17 protein-coding genes are annotated in these 19,796 nt (G+C 59.5%); 14 read left to right on the top strand and 3 right to left on the bottom strand.

The window, feature by feature from the left end:
• The first annotated feature begins 57 nt into the window (after window positions 1-57).
• From KGB28_RS13115 to KGB28_RS13065, 11 genes are all read left to right on the top strand, one after another.
• Window positions 58-2,856, top strand: coding sequence for an LPS-assembly protein LptD (locus tag KGB28_RS13115; protein ID WP_223445654.1), 2,799 nt, complete (start codon window positions 58-60; stop codon window positions 2,854-2,856).
• The gene (gene surA / locus KGB28_RS13110; RefSeq protein ID WP_223445652.1) at window positions 2,837-4,153 is read left to right on the top strand and encodes a peptidylprolyl isomerase SurA; all 1,317 of its coding nucleotides are present in this window, start codon (window positions 2,837-2,839) and stop codon (window positions 4,151-4,153) included. The genes KGB28_RS13115 and surA overlap by 20 nt, the downstream gene beginning before the upstream one ends.
• On the top strand, window positions 4,150-5,139 hold the full coding sequence (pdxA, locus tag KGB28_RS13105; RefSeq protein WP_150756416.1) for a 4-hydroxythreonine-4-phosphate dehydrogenase PdxA: 990 nt from the start codon (window positions 4,150-4,152) through the stop codon (window positions 5,137-5,139). Before surA ends, pdxA begins: the two co-directional genes overlap by 4 nt.
• Window positions 5,136-5,945, top strand: coding sequence for a 16S rRNA (adenine(1518)-N(6)/adenine(1519)-N(6))-dimethyltransferase RsmA (gene rsmA, locus KGB28_RS13100; RefSeq protein WP_046039480.1), 810 nt, complete (start codon window positions 5,136-5,138; stop codon window positions 5,943-5,945). The genes pdxA and rsmA overlap by 4 nt, the downstream gene beginning before the upstream one ends.
• 115 nt (window positions 5,946-6,060) lie before the next feature.
• Window positions 6,061-6,441 (top strand): Co2+/Mg2+ efflux protein ApaG, encoded by a 381-nt coding sequence (apaG, locus tag KGB28_RS13095; protein WP_223445650.1) that lies wholly within the window; start codon window positions 6,061-6,063, stop codon window positions 6,439-6,441.
• A complete protein-coding gene (locus KGB28_RS13090; RefSeq protein WP_223445648.1) occupies window positions 6,441-7,322 on the top strand; it encodes a symmetrical bis(5'-nucleosyl)-tetraphosphatase in 882 nt (293 codons plus the stop codon). Before apaG ends, KGB28_RS13090 begins: the two co-directional genes overlap by 1 nt.
• Before the next feature lie 33 nt (window positions 7,323-7,355).
• Window positions 7,356-7,685 (top strand): thiosulfate sulfurtransferase GlpE, encoded by a 330-nt coding sequence (gene glpE, locus KGB28_RS13085; RefSeq protein WP_008051614.1) that lies wholly within the window; start codon window positions 7,356-7,358, stop codon window positions 7,683-7,685.
• 297 nt (window positions 7,686-7,982) lie between these two features.
• Window positions 7,983-9,905: a PrkA family serine protein kinase gene (locus KGB28_RS13080; RefSeq protein WP_007982655.1), complete on the top strand. Its 1,923-nt coding sequence runs from the start codon at window positions 7,983-7,985 to the stop codon at window positions 9,903-9,905.
• A 204-nt stretch (window positions 9,906-10,109) separates the two neighbouring features.
• A complete protein-coding gene (locus KGB28_RS13075; protein ID WP_007993202.1) occupies window positions 10,110-11,381 on the top strand; it encodes a YeaH/YhbH family protein in 1,272 nt (423 codons plus the stop codon).
• Entirely contained in the window at window positions 11,378-12,940 is a 1,563-nt protein-coding gene (locus KGB28_RS13070) for a SpoVR family protein (RefSeq protein WP_223445646.1), read from the top strand. Before KGB28_RS13075 ends, KGB28_RS13070 begins: the two co-directional genes overlap by 4 nt.
• A gap of 63 nt (window positions 12,941-13,003) precedes the next feature.
• Window positions 13,004-14,233 (top strand): multifunctional CCA addition/repair protein, encoded by a 1,230-nt coding sequence (locus tag KGB28_RS13065; protein WP_223445644.1) that lies wholly within the window; start codon window positions 13,004-13,006, stop codon window positions 14,231-14,233.
• Between the two features lie 96 nt (window positions 14,234-14,329).
• Here the strand turns inward: KGB28_RS13065 and folK are convergent, their stop codons facing one another.
• Window positions 14,330-14,848: a 2-amino-4-hydroxy-6-hydroxymethyldihydropteridine diphosphokinase gene (gene folK / locus KGB28_RS13060; RefSeq protein WP_223445642.1), complete on the bottom strand. Its 519-nt coding sequence runs from the start codon at window positions 14,846-14,848 to the stop codon at window positions 14,330-14,332.
• Complete coding sequence (gene folB / locus KGB28_RS13055) at window positions 14,839-15,195, bottom strand: dihydroneopterin aldolase (RefSeq protein ID WP_223445640.1); 357 nt, start codon at window positions 15,193-15,195, stop codon at window positions 14,839-14,841. The genes folK and folB overlap by 10 nt, the downstream gene beginning before the upstream one ends.
• A gap of 74 nt (window positions 15,196-15,269) precedes the next feature.
• Here folB and plsY point away from each other — a divergent pair, with 74 nt between their 5' ends.
• Entirely contained in the window at window positions 15,270-15,839 is a 570-nt protein-coding gene (plsY, locus tag KGB28_RS13050; protein WP_007993197.1) for a glycerol-3-phosphate 1-O-acyltransferase PlsY, read from the top strand.
• A 23-nt stretch (window positions 15,840-15,862) separates the two neighbouring features.
• On the opposite strand, the gene tsaD is transcribed toward plsY, so the two are convergent.
• Window positions 15,863-16,888: a tRNA (adenosine(37)-N6)-threonylcarbamoyltransferase complex transferase subunit TsaD gene (gene tsaD, locus KGB28_RS13045; protein ID WP_223445632.1), complete on the bottom strand. Its 1,026-nt coding sequence runs from the start codon at window positions 16,886-16,888 to the stop codon at window positions 15,863-15,865.
• A 199-nt stretch (window positions 16,889-17,087) separates the two neighbouring features.
• On the opposite strand from tsaD, the gene rpsU reads away from it, so the two are divergent.
• Complete coding sequence (gene rpsU, locus KGB28_RS13040; protein ID WP_002551877.1) at window positions 17,088-17,303, top strand: 30S ribosomal protein S21; 216 nt, start codon at window positions 17,088-17,090, stop codon at window positions 17,301-17,303.
• Window positions 17,304-17,783: 480 nt separating this feature from the next.
• Entirely contained in the window at window positions 17,784-19,751 is a 1,968-nt protein-coding gene (gene dnaG / locus KGB28_RS13035; protein ID WP_223445630.1) for a DNA primase, read from the top strand.
• The last annotated feature ends 45 nt before the right edge of the window (window positions 19,752-19,796 follow it).

Below are 19,796 nucleotides of genomic sequence, written 5' to 3'. Positions count from 1 at the left end.
AGAGGCGTGCGGCCCACACCGCGGGCAGATGGCACGCAGGAAGCCCGGACTAATAAGATGGCATTGAAATCCCCCGCGTTTGGTAAAAAATTTCCGTTGTTGGTTACCGGCAGTTTGCTGGCGCTGCAACCCCTTGCCACTTCCTACGTGGTCGCCGCGGAACAGTTTGACTGCTCAGTCTCTGCTTCGGGTTCCTGGGACTGTGCACCAAAGTCGCCAGCGGCTGCATTGCCACCGCGTCCCGTTCATGATGGCAGCGCAGTTTCCGCCACCGGCGAAGCCCCGGCCGAGAACGGCTCCAGCGAAGACACTGGCGCCAAGCCGGTGCTGGTCACCGAATCCAAAGGCCGTGGCCTGAAGTCGCGTAGCGCAGACTACAGTCACCTCGACTGGGTTCCCCGCGAGCAGCTCACCGCCGCACAATTGGCCGAAACCGGTCCTTATTGCTCTGGTTCCTATATCGAACCGATTCGTCCTGGCATGGATGACAAGACGAATCAAAGTGACGCTCCAACCTTTATCGGCGCAAAAGCCTCCCGCTATAAGCAGGATGAGCAAGTTGCGACCCTGGCCGGCGACGTTGTCATGCGTCAGGGCAGCATGCAGGTCGAAGCCGACGAAGCCAACCTGTACCAGGCCGAGAGCCGTGGCGACCTGAACGGTAACGTGCGCATTCGCGACAACGGCGCACTGATCGTCGGCGACCACGCCGACGTGCAGCTCGACACCGGTGAAGCCAAGGTCGACAACGCCGAATACGTGATGCACAAATCGCGCATCCGCGGTAATGCGCTGTACGCCAAACGTGCCGAGAACGCGATCATCCGCCTCAAGGATGGTACGTACACCACGTGCGAACCGAACAGCAACGCCTGGCAGCTCAAGGGCAACAACATCACCCTGAACCCGGCCACCGGTTTCGGCACGGCGACCAACGTGACGCTGCGGGTCAAGGACATTCCGGTCCTGTACACGCCGTACATCTATTTCCCGATCGACGACCGTCGCCAGTCCGGCTTCCTGCCGCCGACCATCGGCACCGGCAGCGATACCGGCTTCATGCTGGTCACCCCGTACTACTTCAACCTGGCGCCGAACTACGATGCCACGTTGTACCCGCGCTACATGGAAAAGCACGGCTTGTTGATGGAAGGCGAATTCCGCTACCTGACCAAGTCCAGCGAAGGCCAGTTCGGCGCGGCGTACCTCAACGACGAAAGCGACGAACGCGACAAGCAGACCGACGCCGAAACAACCCGCTACATGTACAACTGGCAGCACAAGGGCGGTCTCGACTCGCGAACGCTCACGCAAGTCGACTACACCAAGATCAGCGATCCGTATTACTTCCAGGATCTGCAGACCGACCAGATTGGCGTGAAAAGCCAGGACTACGTGAACCAGCAGGGCTCTGTCACCTATCGCGGCGACAGCTATACCGCTCGCGTGAATGCCCAGGCATACCAACTGGCGAGCGTATCGAACATTACGCCGTATGATCGCTTGCCGGAGATCACCTTTGATGGTGCGCTGCCATATCATCCGAACGGTCTGAATTTTTCGTACAACACCGAAATCGTGCGGTTTGACCGTGATCTGCAGAACGGCAATTACTCCGATGAAGACGGTAATGTAACTCCACGCCTGGACACCAACGTTGTAGGCCTGGCACGCGCCACTGGTGACCGTCTGAATCTCGCGCCCGCCATCAGCTTGCCAATGAACACGACATACGGCTTCCTGACACCAAAGCTCAAGTACCAGTACACCCAGTACCAACTGGATCTGGACAGCATCGGCAAAGCACAGATTGCTGCACAAACCCCACAGCAGGACAAACTCAGCGGCACCTTCGACAGCAACCAGAACCGCGGCGTGCCGATCGCGAGCATCGACAGCGGCCTGTACTTCGATCGCAATACCCAGTATTTCGGCAAGAACTACCGCCAGACCCTCGAACCGCGTCTGTTCTACCTGTACGTGCCTGAGGTCGACCAAGAAGACATCCCGGTATTCGATACCAGCGAATACACCTTCAACTATGCGTCGCTGTTCCGTGACAACCGCTTCTCCGGCTCCGACCGTGTCGGCGACGAGAACAAACTGTCCCTGGGCGTGACCAGCCGCTGGATTGAAGACAACGGCTTCGAACGTCAACGTCTCAGCGTCGGCCAGGCGCTGTACTTCAAGGACCGTAAAGTCCAGTTGCCAGGTGTGGACTTCAACGATCGCGACGACGCCAAAGCCAGCGTTTCCCCATATGCGCTGGAGTACGAGTATCGCTGGAACCGCGACTGGCGTACCACGGCCGATTACAACTGGGACCCGGACAGCCGCAGCCCTCGCTCGGGCAGCGCGATGTTCCATTACCAGCCTGAAGACAACCCGAACAAGGTCATCAACGCCGGCTATCGATATCGCAATGACCAGGTACGTTACGACCAGAACACCGGTAAATGGACTGTGGGTGGTGGCGACTACGGCACCCCTGGCACTCCTGGCTATGTGAAGGATTACTACAAGATCGAACAGCACGACTTCTCGGTGATCTGGCCGATCGTGCCGCAATGGAGCGCTATCAGCCGTTGGCAGTATGACTACAACCGCAACCGTACCCTGGAAGCCTTCGGTGGTTTCGAGTACGACAGCTGCTGCTGGAAACTGCGCCTGATCAACCGTTACTGGGTCTCCTATGACGAGTTCAGTCAGGAAGCACCGCAAAACGAAAAAGGCGACCATGGCGTCTTCCTACAAATTGTTCTGAAGGGACTCGGCGGCCTCACCGGCTCCAAGGCAGAGAGCTTCCTCGACAAAGGCATTCAAGGTTATCGTGAACGTGAAGACCAAGCTTTCTGATTGTTTGCGCCCGCTGATGCTGGGCGCGCTGTTCCTGAGTACGGCGGCCAGTGCCGCTGTACAGTCCATCGATAAAGTGGTGGCCATCGTCGACAACGACGTGGTCATGCAGAGCCAACTGGACCAACGCGTTCATGAAGTTCAGCAAACCATTGCCAAGCGTGGCTCTGCCGTGCCGCCGGCCAGCGTGCTGGAGCAGCAGGTACTTGAGCGCCTGATCGTCGAAAACCTGCAATTGCAGATCGGCGAACGCTCCGGCATCCGCATTACCGATGAAGAGTTGAACCAGGCTGTCGGCACCATTGCCCAGCGCAACAACATGTCGGTCGAGCAGTTCCGCGCCGCCCTGACTCGCGACGGTTTGTCCTACGACGACGCACGCGAGCAGATTCGTCGCGAAATGGTCATCAGCCGTGTGCGCCAGCGCCGGGTCGCCGAACGCATTCAGGTCTCCGAGCAGGAAGTGAAGAACTTCCTGGCGTCCGACCTGGGCAAAATGCAGCTGTCTGAAGAGTTCCACCTGGCCAACATCCTGATTCCTACGCCGGAAAGCGCCAACTCCGACGCGATTCAGAATGCAGCCAAACAGGCCGATGCGATTTACCAGCAGCTCAAGCAAGGCGCTGACTTCGGTCAGTTGGCAATCGCCAAGTCCGCCAGCGAAACCGCACTGGAAGGTGGTGACATGGGCTGGCGTAAGGCCGCTCAGCTGCCTCCACCGTTCGATCGCCTGCTGAGCACCATGCCGGTGGGTGATGTCACCCAGCCAATGCGCACCCCGGGCGGCTTCATCATCCTGAAGGTCCTCGAAAAGCGTGGCGGCCAGACCCAGATGCGCGACGAAGTGCATGTGCGCCACATCCTGGTCAAACCGAGTCCGATCCGCGACGAAGCAAAAACCAAGGCCCTGGCTGACTCGCTCTACAGCCGTATCGAGGCTGGCGAAGACTTCGGCGAGCTGGCGAAAAGCTACTCGGAAGACCCGGGGTCCGCCCTCAACGGCGGCGACCTGAACTGGATCGACCCGAACGCCCTGGTGCCCGAGTTCCGCGAAGTGATGGCCAAGACCCCGCAAGGTCAGCTGTCCAAGCCGTTCCAGACTCAATACGGCTGGCACGTCCTGGAAGTCCTTGGCCGTCGCGCCACCGACAGCACCTCACAGGCTCGCGAACAACAAGCAATGACCGTTTTGCGTAACCGCAAATACGACGAAGAGCTGCAAACCTGGCTACGTCAGATCCGTGACGAAGCGTACGTGGAAATCAAACTCCCTGGCGCCGACCAGGCAGCGCAGTGAAACCCCAACGTTTCGCGCTGACACCCGGCGAACCGGCCGGCATAGGTCCCGACCTGTGCCTGCTGCTCGCCTCGCAAGCCCAGCCTCACCCCCTGATTGCCATTACCAGCCGCGACCTGCTCATTGAGCGGGCCGCGCAATTGGGCGTGGCTGTCGACTTGCTGCCGGTCACACCGGACAACTGGCCGGATGCACCCGCGCCAGCCAACAGCCTGTATGTCTGGGATACACCGCTTAATGCCAAGGTCGTCGCCGGGCAACTGGACAAGGCCAACGCTGCCTTCGTTCTGGAAACCCTGACCCGCGCCGGCCAAGGCTGCCTGAGCGGAGATTTTGCCGGCATGATTACCGCGCCGGTGCACAAAGGTGTGATCAACGAATCCGGGATCGCCTTTTCCGGGCACACGGAATTTCTCGCCGACCTGACCCACACCGCGCAAGTGGTGATGATGCTGGCCACACGCGGCTTGCGCGTGGCCCTGGTGACCACTCACCTGCCCCTTCGCGAGATTGCCGATGCAATCACGCCGGAGCGTCTGGAACGCGTCACGCGAATCCTGCACGCCGACCTGCAAAACAAGTTCGGCATCGCCCAGCCACGCATCCTGGTCTGCGGGCTTAACCCCCACGCCGGCGAGGGCGGACATCTGGGCCATGAAGAAATCGATATCATCGAACCCACATTAGAGCGCCTGCGCGGCGAGGGCATGGACCTTCGTGGCCCCCTGCCCGCCGACACTCTGTTTACCCCCAAATATCTGGAGCACTGCGATGCGGTGCTGGCGATGTACCACGACCAGGGCCTGCCGGTGCTGAAGTACAAAGGCTTCGGCGCGGCAGTCAACGTGACCCTTGGCTTGCCGATCATCCGCACTTCGGTCGACCACGGCACCGCCCTGGACCTGGCCGGCAGCGGCAAGATCGACACCGGCAGCCTGCAAGTCGCCCTGGAAACCGCCTACCAGATGGCCGAGACCCGTTTATGACCGAGCACTACCAACACAAGGCGCGCAAACGCTTTGGCCAGAACTTCCTGCACGACGCCGGCGTTATCGACCGCATCCTGCGTTCCATTCATGCCAAGGCAGAAGATCGCCTGCTGGAAATCGGCCCGGGCCAGGGTGCACTGACCCAAGGCCTGCTCAGCAGCGGTGCGCAACTCGACGTGGTGGAGCTGGACAAGGATCTGATCCCGATCCTCAACCAGCAGTTTGCCGGCAAGAGCAACTTCAACCTGCATCAGGGCGATGCACTGAAGTTCGACTTCAACAGCCTGAATGCCGCACCAGGCAGCCTGCGAGTGGTCGGCAACCTACCGTACAACATCTCCACGCCGCTGATTTTTCACCTGCTGCACAACTCGCACCTGATCCGCGACATGCACTTCATGCTGCAAAAGGAAGTGGTCGAACGCCTGGCTGCCGGCCCGGGTGGTGGTGACTGGGGTCGCTTGTCGATCATGGTTCAGTACCACTGCCGGGTCGAGCACCTGTTCAACGTCGGCCCGGGCGCGTTCAACCCGCCGCCGAAAGTCGATTCAGCCATCGTGCGCCTGGTACCCCACGCGGTACTGCCGCACCCGGCCAAGGATCACCGCTTGCTGGAGCGCGTCGTGCGCGAAGCCTTCAACCAGCGCCGCAAAACCCTGCGCAATACCCTCAAGCTGCTGCTGAGCAACGCCGAAATCGAAGCCGCCGGCGTCGATGGCAGCCTGCGTCCCGAGCAACTCGACCTGGCCGCGTTCGTGCGCCTGGCCGACAAGCTCAGCGAACAAAAGCCTGCCGCTGACTGACAGGCGATGAGCGCTATCGGGTAGGACGCCACTCTGGTCTACTACCCGATACTTGGCCTAGACTGAACTCCATCAGCTACGCCCCGCGTCCCGCTTCGTTTTTAAGGCCCCTTGCATGTCCGATCCTCGTTATCAGATCGACGTCAGCGTCGTCACCCGCTATCTGGCGGAACAATCGCAACCCGAGCACGACCGCTTTGCCTTCGCCTACACCATCACCGTGCAAAACAACGGTGAAATGCCCGCCAAACTGCTTTCACGGCACTGGGTCATCACCGATGGTGACGGGCATGTCGAAGAAGTGCGCGGCGCAGGCGTGGTAGGCCAGCAGCCCTTGATCGACCCCGGCAAAAGCCACACCTACAGCAGCGGCACGGTCATGACCACCAAGGTCGGCACCATGCAAGGCACTTATCAAATGTTGTCCGACGACGGCAAACATTTCGATGCCATCATCGCGCCCTTCCGCCTGGCGGTGCCCGGAGCCCTGCACTGATGGCAACGTACGCTGTCGGTGACCTGCAAGGCTGTCTTCAAGCCCTGCAATGCCTGCTCAAACAAGTGACGTTCGACCCACAACGGGATCGTCTGTGGCTGGTGGGCGACCTGGTCAACCGCGGCCCGCAGTCGCTGGAAACCTTGCGCTTCCTCTACAGCATTCGCGAATCGCTGGTGTGCGTGCTCGGCAACCACGACCTGCACCTGCTGGCTGCCGGACGCAACATCGAACGCCTGAAGAAGGCCGACACCCTGCGCGAGATCATTGAAGCGCCCGATAGCGCCGAACTGCTGGAATGGCTGCGCCAGCAAAAGCTCATGCACTACGACGAACAGCGCAACCTTGCACTGGTCCATGCCGGCATTCCACCCCAGTGGTCGCTGCGCAAAGCCTTGAAATGTGCTGCCGAAGTCGAGGCCGCCTTGCGTGACGACAACCTGTTGCCACCCTACCTCGATGGCATGTACGGCAACGATCCGGCGAAATGGGACAACGACCTCAAAGGCGTGACGCGCCTGCGAGTGATCACCAACTATTTCACGCGCATGCGCTTTTGCACCGCCGAAGGCAAACTCGACCTCAAGAGCAAGGAAGGCCTCGATACCGCACCACCTGGCTACAAGCCCTGGTTCCAGCACAAGGAACGCAAGACCAAGGACCTGAAAATCATCTTCGGTCACTGGGCAGCGCTGGAAGGCAACGTCGAAGAGCCAGGTATCTCGGCCCTCGACACCGGTTGCGTCTGGGGCGGCGCCCTGACCCTGATGAACGTCGACAGCTTTGAGCGCCTGTCCTGCAAATGCGACGAACACGGTCATGCCGTGCCGCCAGTCGCCTCATCCATTCCCCAAACATCGCCAGCCAGCGCCCCGCGCTAGACTGCCCATTCAGCCGAGCCACAGGAGCCCGCCATGAGCGAATTCAAACGTATCCCCCCGGAACAGGCCCAGGCCCTGCGCGAACAAGGCGCAGTGGTGGTCGACGTCCGCGACCCGGCCACTTTTGCCGCCCTGCACATCGCAGGCTCGAAGCATCTGGACAATCATTCCCTGCACGCGTTCATCCAGGGCGCCGACCTCGATGCACCGACCGTGGTGGTCTGCTATCACGGCAATTCCAGCCAGGGTGCGGCCGCCTACCTGATCAGCCAGGGCTTCTCCGACGTCTACAGCATGGATGGCGGATTCGAGCTGTGGCGTACGACATATCCTGCGGAAACGGCGCAAGGCACCACTGAATAATTTTTTTGTAACGTTGAAGGCCCCGGCTCCCGCGGGCTGGCGCGGTGGCAGACGAACGGTCTGCCACAACTAATTGCGTATCTCGCCTTTACCTGCCGAATTCCCAACTATCCTTAAGCGCAGGCCATCCAAAACAGGGGAGAGCCGGTACACCGGCGCACGGGTCATCGGGAGTAGCTTTCGGAGTAGTCAGCTCCGGGAGAGTTCTGGGGGGTAAACAGCAATCGCCTGTTCGGTTGCTGCCAGCATCGACTGAGTGATCCGGCGTCGGCTCCACGTATCGAGCGAGGTGACGTCATGAGTATCTTTAGCCACTTCCAACAACGCTTCGAGTCCACACGCCAGGAAGAACTCTCTCTGCAAGAGTATCTGGAACTGTGCAAAAAAGACCGTAGCGCCTACGCTTCCGCCGCCGAGCGTCTGCTGCTGGCCATCGGTGAACCGGAACTGCTCGACACCTCGACCAACTCGAGACTGTCGCGCATCTTCTCCAACAAGGTCATCCGCCGCTATCCGGCCTTTGAAGACTTCCACGGGATGGAAGAATGCATCGACCAGATCGTGTCGTATTTCCGCCATGCCGCTCAGGGCCTGGAAGAGAAGAAACAGATCCTTTACCTGCTCGGCCCTGTCGGTGGTGGTAAATCGTCCCTGGCCGAGAAGCTCAAGCAACTGATGGAAAAAGTGCCCTTCTATGCCATCAAGGGTTCGCCGGTTTTCGAGTCGCCCCTGGGTCTGTTCAACTCCACTGAAGATGGAGCGATCCTCGAGGAAGACTTCGGCATTCCACGGCGCTACCTCAACACCATCATGTCGCCATGGGCAACCAAGCGCCTAGCCGAATTCGGTGGCGACATCAGTCAGTTCCGCGTGGTGAAACTCTATCCGTCGATCCTCAACCAGATCGCCGTGGCCAAGACCGAACCAGGCGATGAAAACAACCAGGACATCTCGGCGCTGGTGGGTAAGGTCGATATCCGCAAACTGGAAGAATTCCCACAGAACGACGCTGATGCATACAGCTACTCGGGCGCCCTGTGCCGGTCCAACCAGGGCCTGATGGAATTCGTCGAAATGTTCAAGGCACCGATCAAGGTGCTGCACCCACTGCTGACCGCCACCCAGGAAGGCAACTACAACAGTACCGAAGGCCTCGGCGCGATTCCGTTCACCGGGATCCTGCTGGCGCACTCCAACGAATCGGAGTGGCACACCTTCCGCAACAACAAGAACAATGAAGCCTTCATCGACCGGATCTACATCGTCAAAGTGCCGTACTGCCTGCGGGTCAGTGACGAAGTGAAGATCTACGACAAGCTGCTGTTCAACAGTTCGCTGGCCAAGGCGCATTGCGCGCCGGACACCCTGAAGATGCTGGCCCAGTTCACCGTGCTCTCGCGCCTCAAGGAGCCGGAAAACTCCAACATCTACTCGAAGATGCGCGTGTACGACGGCGAAAACCTCAAGGACACTGATCCGAAAGCCAAGTCGATCCAGGAATACCGCGACAATGCAGGCGTCGACGAAGGCATGAACGGACTCTCGACCCGCTTCGCGTTCAAGATCCTGTCGAAGGTGTTCAACTTCGATCCGCACGAAATCGCCGCCAACCCGGTGCACTTGCTCTACGTGCTGGAACAACAGATCGAACAGGAACAGTTCCAGGCCGAGACCCGCGAACGCTATCTGCGCTTCCTCAAGGAGTACCTGGCACCGCGCTACATCGAATTCATCGGCAAGGAGATCCAGACCGCCTACCTCGAGTCCTACAGCGAGTACGGCCAGAACATCTTCGATCGTTATGTGCTGTACGCCGACTTCTGGATCCAGGACCAGGAATACCGCGACCCGGAGACCGGCGAGATCCTCAACCGCGTAGCGTTGAACGAAGAACTGGAGAAAATCGAAAAACCGGCCGGCATCAGCAATCCGAAGGACTTCCGCAACGAAATCGTCAACTTCGTCCTGCGCGCCAGGGCCAACAACAACGGCAAGAACCCGACCTGGCTCAGCTACGAAAAACTGCGGGTGGTCATCGAGAAGAAAATGTTCTCCAACACCGAGGACCTGCTGCCAGTCATCAGCTTCAATGCCAAGGCCAGCAAAGAGGACCAGCAGAAACACAACGACTTCGTCACACGGATGGTCGAGCGGGGCTACACCGACAAACAGGTACGACTGCTGTCCGAGTGGTACCTGCGGGTCAGAAAATCACAATAACCCGCTGCCGGTCAGACCGGTTGTCGTCAGCCAGAGGCCTGTGTATGCATTTTCTGTTACACAAGCCTCTGGAAGGTGTTCGAAAGTCGGTAGCGAGTTCAGGCAGCATCCAAAGCGCTTGGGGGAGCGTTCAACATCCCTCGGCTCTCGGTTCGATGCTGTATCACCGCTCGCCCCTTTCAGGACAGCTTCTAAGGAGCAGTCATGAGCTATGTGATCGACCGACGTCTCAATGGCAAGAACAAGAGCACGGTGAACCGCCAGCGGTTTCTGCGGCGCTACCGTGATCACATCAAAAAGGCTGTCGAAGAGGCGGTCAGCCGGCGCTCCATTACCGATATGGAACACGGCGAACAAATCAGCATTCCCGGTCGCGACATCGACGAGCCGGTGCTTCACCACGGTCGCGGTGGCAAGCAGACGGTCGTGCACCCGGGCAACAAGGAATTCACCAGCGGCGAACATATCGCCCGTCCACCGGGAGGCGGTGGCGGTCGAGGCCCCGGCAAGGCTGGCAACTCCGGCGAAGGGATGGACGAATTCGTCTTCCAGATCACCCAGGAAGAATTTCTCGAATTCATGTTCGAGGACCTCGAACTGCCCAACCTGGTCAAGCGCAACCTGACCGGCACCGACACCTTCAAGACCGTGCGCGCCGGGATCAGCAACGAGGGCAACCCGTCGCGGATCAACATCATCCGCACCCTGCGTTCAGCCCACGCCCGGCGAATCGCCCTGTCCGGCAGCAGCCGGGCAAAACTGCGCGAAGCCAAAGAGGAACTTCTGCGACTCAAGCAGGAAGAACCGGACAACTTCGGCGATATTCAGGAAATCGAAGCAGAAATCGAAAAACTCAGCGCGCGCATTCACCGCATACCGTTTCTCGACACATTCGACCTCAAATACAACCTGCTCATCAAGCAACCCAACCCCAGTTCCAAGGCCGTGATGTTCTGCCTGATGGACGTGTCCGGCTCGATGACCCAGGCGACCAAGGACATCGCCAAGCGCTTCTTTATCCTGCTGTACCTGTTTCTCAAGCGTAACTACGAAAAGATCGACGTCGTGTTCATCCGCCATCACACCAGCGCCCGCGAAGTGGATGAAGAGGAGTTTTTCTACTCCCGGGAAACCGGCGGCACCATCGTCTCCAGCGCCCTGAAACTGATGCAGGAGATCATGGCTGAGCGTTATCCGAGCAACGAGTGGAACATCTACGCCGCCCAGGCCTCAGACGGTGACAACTGGAACGACGACTCTCCGATCTGCCGCGACATCCTGATCAACCAGATCATGCCATTCGTGCAGTACTACACTTATGTTGAGATCACCCCGCGCGAACACCAGGCCCTGTGGTTCGAGTACGAGCGCATCGCCGAAGCCTTTTCCGACACTTTTGCCCAGCAACAACTGGTCTCGGCCGGGGATATCTATCCGGTCTTCCGTGAACTCTTCCAGCGCAGGTTAGTGACATGACCGCCAAAGAGCAGAAACGCCAACCCATTTCCACCGGCTCCGAATGGACGTTCGAGCTGATCCAGGCCTATGACCGCGAAATCAGTCGTATTGCGGCCGGCTACGCACTCGATACGTACCCCAACCAGATCGAAGTGATCACCGCCGAACAGATGATGGACGCCTACGCCTCGGTCGGTATGCCACTGGGTTATCACCACTGGTCCTACGGCAAGCACTTCCTCAGCACCGAAAAGTCCTACACCCGCGGCCAGATGGGGCTGGCGTACGAGATCGTGATCAACTCCGACCCATGCATCGCCTACCTGATGGAAGAAAACACCATCTGCATGCAGGCGCTGGTGGTGGCCCATGCCTGCTACGGGCACAACAGCTTTTTCAAAGGCAACTACCTGTTCCGCACCTGGACTGACGCCAGCTCGATCATCGACTACCTGGTGTTTGCCAAGCAGTACATCATGCAGTGCGAAGAACGCCACGGTATCGACGCGGTAGAGGACCTGCTCGACTCCTGCCATGCGCTGATGAACTATGGTGTCGACCGCTACAAACGCCCCTATCCGATCTCCGCGGAAGAAGAACGTCGCCGGCAAAAGGACCGGGAAGAACATCTACAGAAACAGATCAACGATCTGTGGCGCACCATTCCCAAGGGCGCGGACAAGTACAGCGACAAGGACAACGCACGCTTCCCCGCCGAACCTCAGGAAAACATCCTGTACTTCATCGAAAAACACGCGCCGCTGCTGGAGCCATGGCAGCGGGAAATCGTGCGCATCGTGCGCAAGATCGCCCAGTATTTTTATCCACAGCGCCAGACCCAAGTGATGAACGAAGGCTGGGCCACGTTCTGGCACTACACCCTGATGAACGACCTGTACGACGAGGGCCTGGTCACCGACGGCTTCATGATGGAGTTCCTGACATCCCACACCAGCGTGGTCTTTCAGCCGGGCTTCGACAGCCCTTACTACAGCGGAATCAACCCCTACACTCTCGGGTTTGCCATGTACCGGGACATCCGGCGCATGTGCGAAGAACCCACCGAGGAAGATCGCCGCTGGTTCCCGGAAATTGCTGGCACCGACTGGCTGGCAGCCATCAAGTTCGCCATGAGCAGCTTCAAGGATGAGAGCTTCATCCTGCAGTACCTGTCGCCGAAGGTGATCCGCGACCTGAAGCTGTTCAGCATTCTCGATGACGACCAGAAGGACGACCTGCTGGTGCCCGCCATCCACGACGAAGGAGGCTACCGCATCATCCGTGAAACCCTCGCGGCACAGTACAACCTGGGAAATCGTGAGCCCAACGTGCAGATCTACAGCATCGACCGGCGTGGTGACCGCTCTCTGACCCTGCGTCACCAGCAACACGACCGCAAACCGCTGGGAGAGTCCACCGAGGAAGTGCTCAAGCACTTGCACCGCCTCTGGGGTTTCGACATTCACCTGGAAACCCTGCAGGGCGATCAGGTCATGAAAACCCATCATGTGCCGCCCAGAAGCGAGCACAGCGAAGGCGATTACGGCCGCCTGGACCTGGCCGTCATCCATCTTTGATCCGGTTTGTGCCTCCGAAAGCTCGATGCAACGGTTATCCTGTCGAGCTAACGGAGGTTTTTTATGCGTATTTATAAAGTCGGCGGTGCGGTACGCGATCGCTTGCTGGGCAAACCGGTTACCGATATCGACTGGGTCGTGGTCGGCGCGACGACCGAAGAGATGCTCGCCAAGGGCTTTCGCCCGGTGGGCGCGGATTTCCCGGTGTTCCTTCATCCAAAAAGCGGTGAGGAGTACGCCCTCGCCCGCACCGAGCGCAAAAGCGGGCGCGGTTACGGCGGGTTCACTTTTCACGCCAGCCCTGAAGTCACCCTCGAAGAAGACCTGATCCGTCGCGACCTGACCATCAATGCCATGGCTGAAGACGATCAGCAGAACCTGACCGACCCGTACCACGGCCAGCGCGACCTCGAAGCACGCCTGCTTCGTCACGTTTCCCCGGCATTTGCCGAAGATCCGCTCCGGGTCCTGCGTGTTGCCCGCTTCGCGGCGCGCTACGCGACGCTGGGTTTTACCGTCGCCCCGGAAACCCTGGAACTGATGCGCCAACTCAGCGAGTCAGGCGAGCTTGAAGCACTGACCCCGGAGCGCAGCTGGAAAGAAATTTCCCGCGCTCTGATGGAAGATCAGCCACAGGTGTTTGTGGAGGTTTTGCGTGCATGCGGCGCACTCAAGGTACTGATGCCCGAGGTCGACGCGCTGTTTGGCGTACCGCAACCACCCGCCCACCACCCGGAAATCGATACAGGCACACATACCCTGAGCGTGTTGCAGCAAGCGGCGCGGCACAAACAGCCGCTGACCGTGCGTTGGGCCTGCCTGCTGCACGACCTGGGCAAGGGCCTGACGCCAGAGGAAGAATGGCCGCGACACATTGCCCACGAGTTCAAGGGTCTGAAGATGATCAAAACGGTCAATGAACGCTTTAAGGTACCGAGGGACTGCCAGGAACTGGCGCTACTGGTGGGCGAGTATCACACCCACGGGCATCGCGCCCTTGAGCTGAAGCCATCGACATTGCTCGAATTGCTGCAAAGCTTCGACATTTACCGTCGGCCACAGCGGTTCGAGGAGTTCATCGCGGCATGCGAGATGGATGCGCGGGGGCGCAAAGGGCTGGAAGAAAGAAGTTATCCACAGGCGGATTACTTGCGCGGCGCGGCAACCGCTGCTCGCAGCGTGGCGGTTCAGCCGTTGCTGGAAAAAGGCTTCAAGGGGCCGGAGTTGGGGGAGGAGATCAAGCGCGAGCGGCTAAAAGCCTTGAAAGTCTACAAAGAGACGGCATCTGTCTGAAAAAGCTTCGTCGGAGCGCCTTCGCGAGCAAGCCCGCTCCCACAGGGTTAGCGTAACCCTGTGGGAGCGGGCTTGCTCGCGAAGGCGTCAGTCAGATCACAACAAATCTGAAGGTGTCAGCTGCTCACCGCGCCATTCGAAAGCCACCGGTGCCAACACCTGATCAATCTGCGCTTCACCCCACAGGGTCGCAAAGCTCTTGCCTACACCCGGATGCACCCGATCAGGCGCAATCAGCGACAAGGGCCACAAAACGAACGCATTTTTCAGAATTTCTGCCCGCGGCAAGATCAAGCCATCGAAGTTGCCCACCAGGTCACCGAACAACAACACGTCGATATCCAGCGGCAAACCTCGGCGATCCGGTGCGTAACGACCGTTATCCGCCTCGATGAACTTCAGTCGACGATCAAGCTCCATCAGCGGCAGGTCGGTATACGCCGACACCACGAAATTGAAGAACGGCCCACTCTTGATGCCCACCGGCTGGCTTTCGAACACCGCCGAACAGCGGATATCGACAAGGAACGCCGACAATGCATCGAGCCCCGCCCGCAAATGGGCTTCACGCTCGATATTGCTACCGAGCCCGAGGTACACCTGAGTCAGCGACATCCGCGCTCGATCTCCACGCCCACACCGCCGGTGGCAGCCGGGACAGCACCGGGCTTGGTCAGCTTCAGGCGCATCCAGGTGATCTTGAATTCGCTCATCAGCACTTCAACCAGGCGCTCGGCAAAGGTTTCCACCAACTGGAATTGCGCCTGCTCGGCAAACGCCTGGATGCGCAAGGAAACACTGGCGTAGTCGAGCGCCAGGGTCAGGTCATCACCGGCTGCGGCCGGGCGATTATCCCAGGCGAAGCTCAGATCAAGACGCAAGCACTGTCGGATGCCTCGTTCCCAGTCGTAGGCACCAATCACCGTGTCGACTTCCAGGCCCTCGATAAACACTCTGTCCAAGCACTTCTCTCCGCTACACGACAAGGGCGCAATGCGCCGTTAGAATCAGGGCTTCCTCGCCCGGAATAGTTAGCATGTTTTGGTTATTGGCGATCCTCGCCTACCTGCTCGGCTCTCTGTCCTTTGCCATTTTGCTCAGCCGCCTGACCGGTAACCCCGATCCGCGAATGAGTGGCTCGGGCAATGCCGGTGCCACCAACATGTTGCGCCTGGCCGGCAAGAAACTCGCCATCCTGACCCTGCTCGGCGACCTTTGCAAAGGCCTGCTGCCGGTACTGATTGCGCGCCTTGCGGGCCTTTCGCAGCAGGAACAGGCCTGGATCGGCGTCTATGCCGTCATCGGCCATCTGTTTCCGTTGTATTTCCGCTTTCGCGGCGGCAAGGGTGTCGCCACCGCTGCCGGCATGTTGCTGGGACTGTACCCGCCCGCAGCCCTTCTGGCGGTCTGTGCCTGGCTCTTGACGTTCTACCTGACCCGCACCAGTTCCCTGGCCGCCCTCATCGCCACACCGCTGACCCTGCCGTTGCTGGCCTGGCAAGAACCGGCCGCCCTACTGCCCATGAGTACGCTCACCGGGCTGATCGTCTGGCGTCATCGCGGCAATCTACGCGACCTGTTTGCCGGACGCGAACGGCATTTCTAGCGGCCGGACATGAGCACCACTCATCACAATGCCGACAACTGCTCCATCGGCCAGCGCGCCTGCACGCTGATCGCCAGGCTTTCCTGCTGACCGGCCTGCAAGCGCTGGCAGCCGGCGAACGCGATCATTGCGCCATTATCGGTGCAGAACTCAGGGCGCGCATAAAACACGTCGCCCTTCATGTCGCCGAGCATCTTCTCCAAAGAAGAGCGCAACGCCTTGTTGGCGCTGACGCCTCCAGCGATCACCAGGCGCTTCATTCCTGCCTGCTTGAGGGCACGCTTGCACTTGATGGTCAAAGTCTCCACCACGGCCTGCTGGAACGCCAGCGAGATGTCGCAACGGGCTTGTTCGCTGTCGTCCCCGGCGCTAACGCACTGCTGCCAGGTGTTCAACGCAAAGGTTTTCAGGCCACTGAAGCTGAAATCCAGACCCGGACGGTCGCACATCGGACGCGGGAAGAGGAAACGCCCTGCAACGCCCTGTTCTGCAAGGCGAGCGATCTCCGGCCCGCCCGGATAATTGAGGCCCATCATCTTGGCCGTCTTGTCGAAGGCCTCGCCAGCGGCGTCATCCAGGGTCTCGCCCAGGAGCGTGTACTGGCCAATTCCGTCGACCTGAACCAGTTGCGTATGACCACCCGACACCAACAAAGCGACGAACGGAAATTCCGGTGGTTGCGGCTCCAGCATCGGCGCCAGCAAGTGGCCCTCCATGTGATGCACGCCGAGGGCCGGAATGCCCCAGGCAAAGGCCAGCGCCTGAGCGCAGGAAGCCCCTACCAGCAAGGCACCGACCAGGCCAGGACCCGCGGTGTAGGCGATCGCATCGATCTCGGTCGGCACGCAGTCGGCCTCGGCCAACACCTGCCGAATCAAGGGCAGCATGCGTTTGACGTGATCGCGCGAAGCCAGCTCCGGCACCACGCCACCATAGGCGCGGTGCAGGTCGATCTGACTGAACAGCGCGTCGGCCAGCAGGCCGCGCTCACTGTCATATAATGCGACACCGGTTTCGTCGCAGGAGGTTTCTAATCCCAGTACTAGCATGGGTTTGCGCCTTGTTTAGGCTGAATTCGAAGGCGCGCATAATAGTCGTCGCGTGATGCCCCGACCAGCGGTTTTCGATCAGAGGCTTTGCATTCCGAGCGTTGAGGGGTTAACATCCGCAACCCTTAAAAACCGACGTCTTCAAGTGCTCTTTTGCCGCGAGGATGTTGACCCCGGTAATGAATGAAGGTAGCTCTGGATGCCAGCCGTCAAAGTAAAAGAGAACGAACCCTTCGACGTAGCTCTGCGTCGTTTCAAGCGCTCCTGCGAAAAAGCCGGTGTACTGGCTGAAGTTCGTAGCCGCGAATTTTACGAGAAGCCAACTTCTGAGCGTAAGCGCAAAGCAGCAGCCGCTGTTAAGCGTCACGCCAAGAAAGTTCAGCGCGAACAGCGCCGCGCCGTTCGTCTGTACTAATACACAGACGATCGTAGCAAGCTTCTGCCAAGCCCGGCCCTCAGCCGGGCTTATGGCATTTGCGTAAAACGCTTGATGCTTCACCGTCAAAGCCGCAGACGCGACCGAGACAAATCTGCTTCACCGCGTCAGACCTGGCTCTTTTGCCAGCGGTGCACGTCTTTTCTGACGAGCCTTTCAAGGCTACTGACGAGCACACCCACTGATTCCTCTCACGACGATCAGCCCAAGGCACCTGCTTGCGTGCCAGATGATGAGCTATCCGGGGCCTATGATTGGCCATAGCGGATTCAGCGCAACACATTCAAACAGTCGAATACTGATTGGCATTAACGTCAGTGGATTTTCGGCAGATACACTTCCCGACAGCGATTACGCAGACGACACTGGTCGAGCCGCACACTTTGCGCGCCTCAAACAATGACCGCGCTCGATCGCCGCACGTTTCGGGCTCCTTTCAGCGCAGATGACGAGAACGCCATGGCCGGGCTAATTCCCCAGAGCTTCATTGACGACCTTCTGAACCGCACCGACATCGTCGATGTGGTCAGCTCGCGCCTGCAATTGAAAAAGGCCGGCAAGAACCACACCGCCTGCTGCCCGTTCCACAAGGAAAAGACTCCGTCGTTCAGCGTCAGCCCCGACAAGCAGTTCTATTACTGCTTCGGCTGCGGCGCTGGCGGCAACGCCCTCGGCTTCATCATGGACCACGACAACCTGGATTTCGTCCAGGCTGTCGAAGAACTGGCCAAAGCCGCCGGCATGGAAATCCCCCGCGAAGAAAGCGGCCGCCCGCACAAACCGCGACAGCCAACCGATTCGCCGCTGTATCCGCTACTCAGCGCCGCTGCCGACTTTTATCGCCAGGCCCTGAAAAGCCATCCATCGCGCAAGGCCGCCGTGGAATACCTTAAAGGCCGCGGGCTGACCGGCGAAATCGCCCGGGACTTCGGCCTGGGTTTTGCTCCGCCTGGCTGGGACAACCTGTTCAAGCACTTGAGCAGCGATACCCTGCAACAAAAAGCCATGATCGATGCCGGCCTGCTGATCGAAAACGCCGAAAGCGGTAAACGCTACGACCGCTTCCGCGACCGCGTGATGTTTCCGATCCGCGACAGTCGCGGGCGCGTCATCGCCTTTGGCGGCCGGGTATTGGGCGACGACAAGCCGAAGTACCTGAACTCCCCGGAAACCCCGGTTTTTCATAAAGGCCAGGAACTCTACGGCCTGTACGAAGCGCGCAAGACTAACCGCAACCTCGACGAGATCATCGTCGTCGAGGGTTACATGGACGTCATTGCCCTGGCCCAGCAAGGCCTGCGCAATGCTGTCGCGACCCTGGGCACCGCTACCAGCGAGGAACACCTCAAGCGGCTGTTTCGCGTCGTACCCAGCGTGCTGTTCTGCTTCGACGGCGACCAGGCCGGCCGCAATGCGGCATGGCGGGCGCTGGAGGCGACACTGTCGAGCTTGCAGGACGGTCGTCGTGCACGCTTTCTGTTCCTTCCCGAAGGCGAGGACCCGGACACCCTGGTCCGCTCCGAAGGCACCGATGCCTTCCGCGCACGGATCAACCAGCACGCGCAGCCTCTGGCCGACTACTTCTTCCAGCAACTGACGGAAGAAGCCGACCCGCGCTCGCTTGAGGGCAAAGCCCATATGGCCACCCTCGCCGCACCGCTGATCGACAAAGTCCCGGGCGCCAACCTGCGCACCCTGATGCGTCAACGCCTGAGCGAAATCACCGGTCTGAGCGGCGAAGCGGTGAGTCAACTGGCACAAAGCGCCCCGCAAGAAGCACCGCCGGCCTACGACCCGGGCATCGATTACGACGCGATGCCTGATTACAGCGACTATCATCAGCCGCAGGCACAGGAAATGTATGTGCCGCAGCAGGAATGGACGCCGAAGAAACCCGGTGCAGGAGGCAAGAAATGGGACAAAAAACCGTGGGACAAGAATGGCAAGCGGGGCGGTGATCGCGATCAACCCCGCGCGCCACGGGTGCCCGCCGCCGTAGAACCGCCGACCCTCGCCGCCTTGCGCACGTTGCTGCATCACCCGCAACTGGCGAAAAAAGTCGAGGATGCCGGGCACTTCGCCGCCGAAGATCACACCAACACACAATTGCTGGTGGCGCTGCTCGAAGCCGTGCAGAAGAATCCCAAGCTAAACTCAATTCAACTGATTGCGCGCTGGCACGGCACAGAACAAGGCCGCCTGCTCAAGGCGCTGGCCGAAAAGGAATGGCTGATTGATGGAGATAACCTTGAACAACAGTTTTTCGACACCATTACTAGCTTGTCAGCCCGCCAACGCGAGCGAAACCTGGAACAACTTCTGCGAAAAGCGCGTCAAAGCGAATTGACCAGCGAAGAGAAAAATCAACTGCGCGACCTCTTGAGTCGCAATGTTTCCGCAACAAACCCGACCTCAACTGGCGCGTGAGGTCATAGCTCAGGTATAATCCTCGGCTTGTTTTTTGCCCGCCAA

It is taken from the genome of Pseudomonas sp. BF-R-19 (genome assembly GCF_019956445.1).
Taxonomy (GTDB): domain Bacteria; phylum Pseudomonadota; class Gammaproteobacteria; order Pseudomonadales; family Pseudomonadaceae; genus Aquipseudomonas; species Aquipseudomonas fluorescens_BH.
Note: the sequence above shows the minus strand (reverse complement) of the source record. Positions and strands in the feature narration are given on the sequence as shown.

What these genes read in the sequence shown, in the direction of transcription:
- KGB28_RS13115 (WP_223445654.1), top strand. Translation starts at nt 58, where the DNA reads ATGGCATTGAAATCCCCCGCGTTTGGTAAAAAATTTCCGTTGTTGGTT.
- KGB28_RS13075 (WP_007993202.1), top strand. Translation starts at nt 10,110, where the DNA reads ATGAGCTATGTGATCGACCGACGTCTCAATGGCAAGAACAAGAGCACG.
- KGB28_RS13080 (WP_007982655.1), top strand. Translation starts at nt 7,983, where the DNA reads ATGAGTATCTTTAGCCACTTCCAACAACGCTTCGAGTCCACACGCCAG.
- KGB28_RS13070 (WP_223445646.1), top strand. Translation starts at nt 11,378, where the DNA reads ATGACCGCCAAAGAGCAGAAACGCCAACCCATTTCCACCGGCTCCGAA.
- tsaD (WP_223445632.1), bottom strand. Translation starts at nt 16,888, where the DNA reads ATGCTAGTACTGGGATTAGAAACCTCCTGCGACGAAACCGGTGTCGCA.
- KGB28_RS13090 (WP_223445648.1), top strand. Translation starts at nt 6,441, where the DNA reads ATGGCAACGTACGCTGTCGGTGACCTGCAAGGCTGTCTTCAAGCCCTG.
- dnaG (WP_223445630.1), top strand. Translation starts at nt 17,784, where the DNA reads ATGGCCGGGCTAATTCCCCAGAGCTTCATTGACGACCTTCTGAACCGC.
- apaG (WP_223445650.1), top strand. Translation starts at nt 6,061, where the DNA reads ATGTCCGATCCTCGTTATCAGATCGACGTCAGCGTCGTCACCCGCTAT.
- glpE (WP_008051614.1), top strand. Translation starts at nt 7,356, where the DNA reads ATGAGCGAATTCAAACGTATCCCCCCGGAACAGGCCCAGGCCCTGCGC.
- folK (WP_223445642.1), bottom strand. Translation starts at nt 14,848, where the DNA reads ATGTCGCTGACTCAGGTGTACCTCGGGCTCGGTAGCAATATCGAGCGT.
- plsY (WP_007993197.1), top strand. Translation starts at nt 15,270, where the DNA reads ATGTTTTGGTTATTGGCGATCCTCGCCTACCTGCTCGGCTCTCTGTCC.
- rpsU (WP_002551877.1), top strand. Translation starts at nt 17,088, where the DNA reads ATGCCAGCCGTCAAAGTAAAAGAGAACGAACCCTTCGACGTAGCTCTG.
- KGB28_RS13065 (WP_223445644.1), top strand. Translation starts at nt 13,004, where the DNA reads ATGCGTATTTATAAAGTCGGCGGTGCGGTACGCGATCGCTTGCTGGGC.
- rsmA (WP_046039480.1), top strand. Translation starts at nt 5,136, where the DNA reads ATGACCGAGCACTACCAACACAAGGCGCGCAAACGCTTTGGCCAGAAC.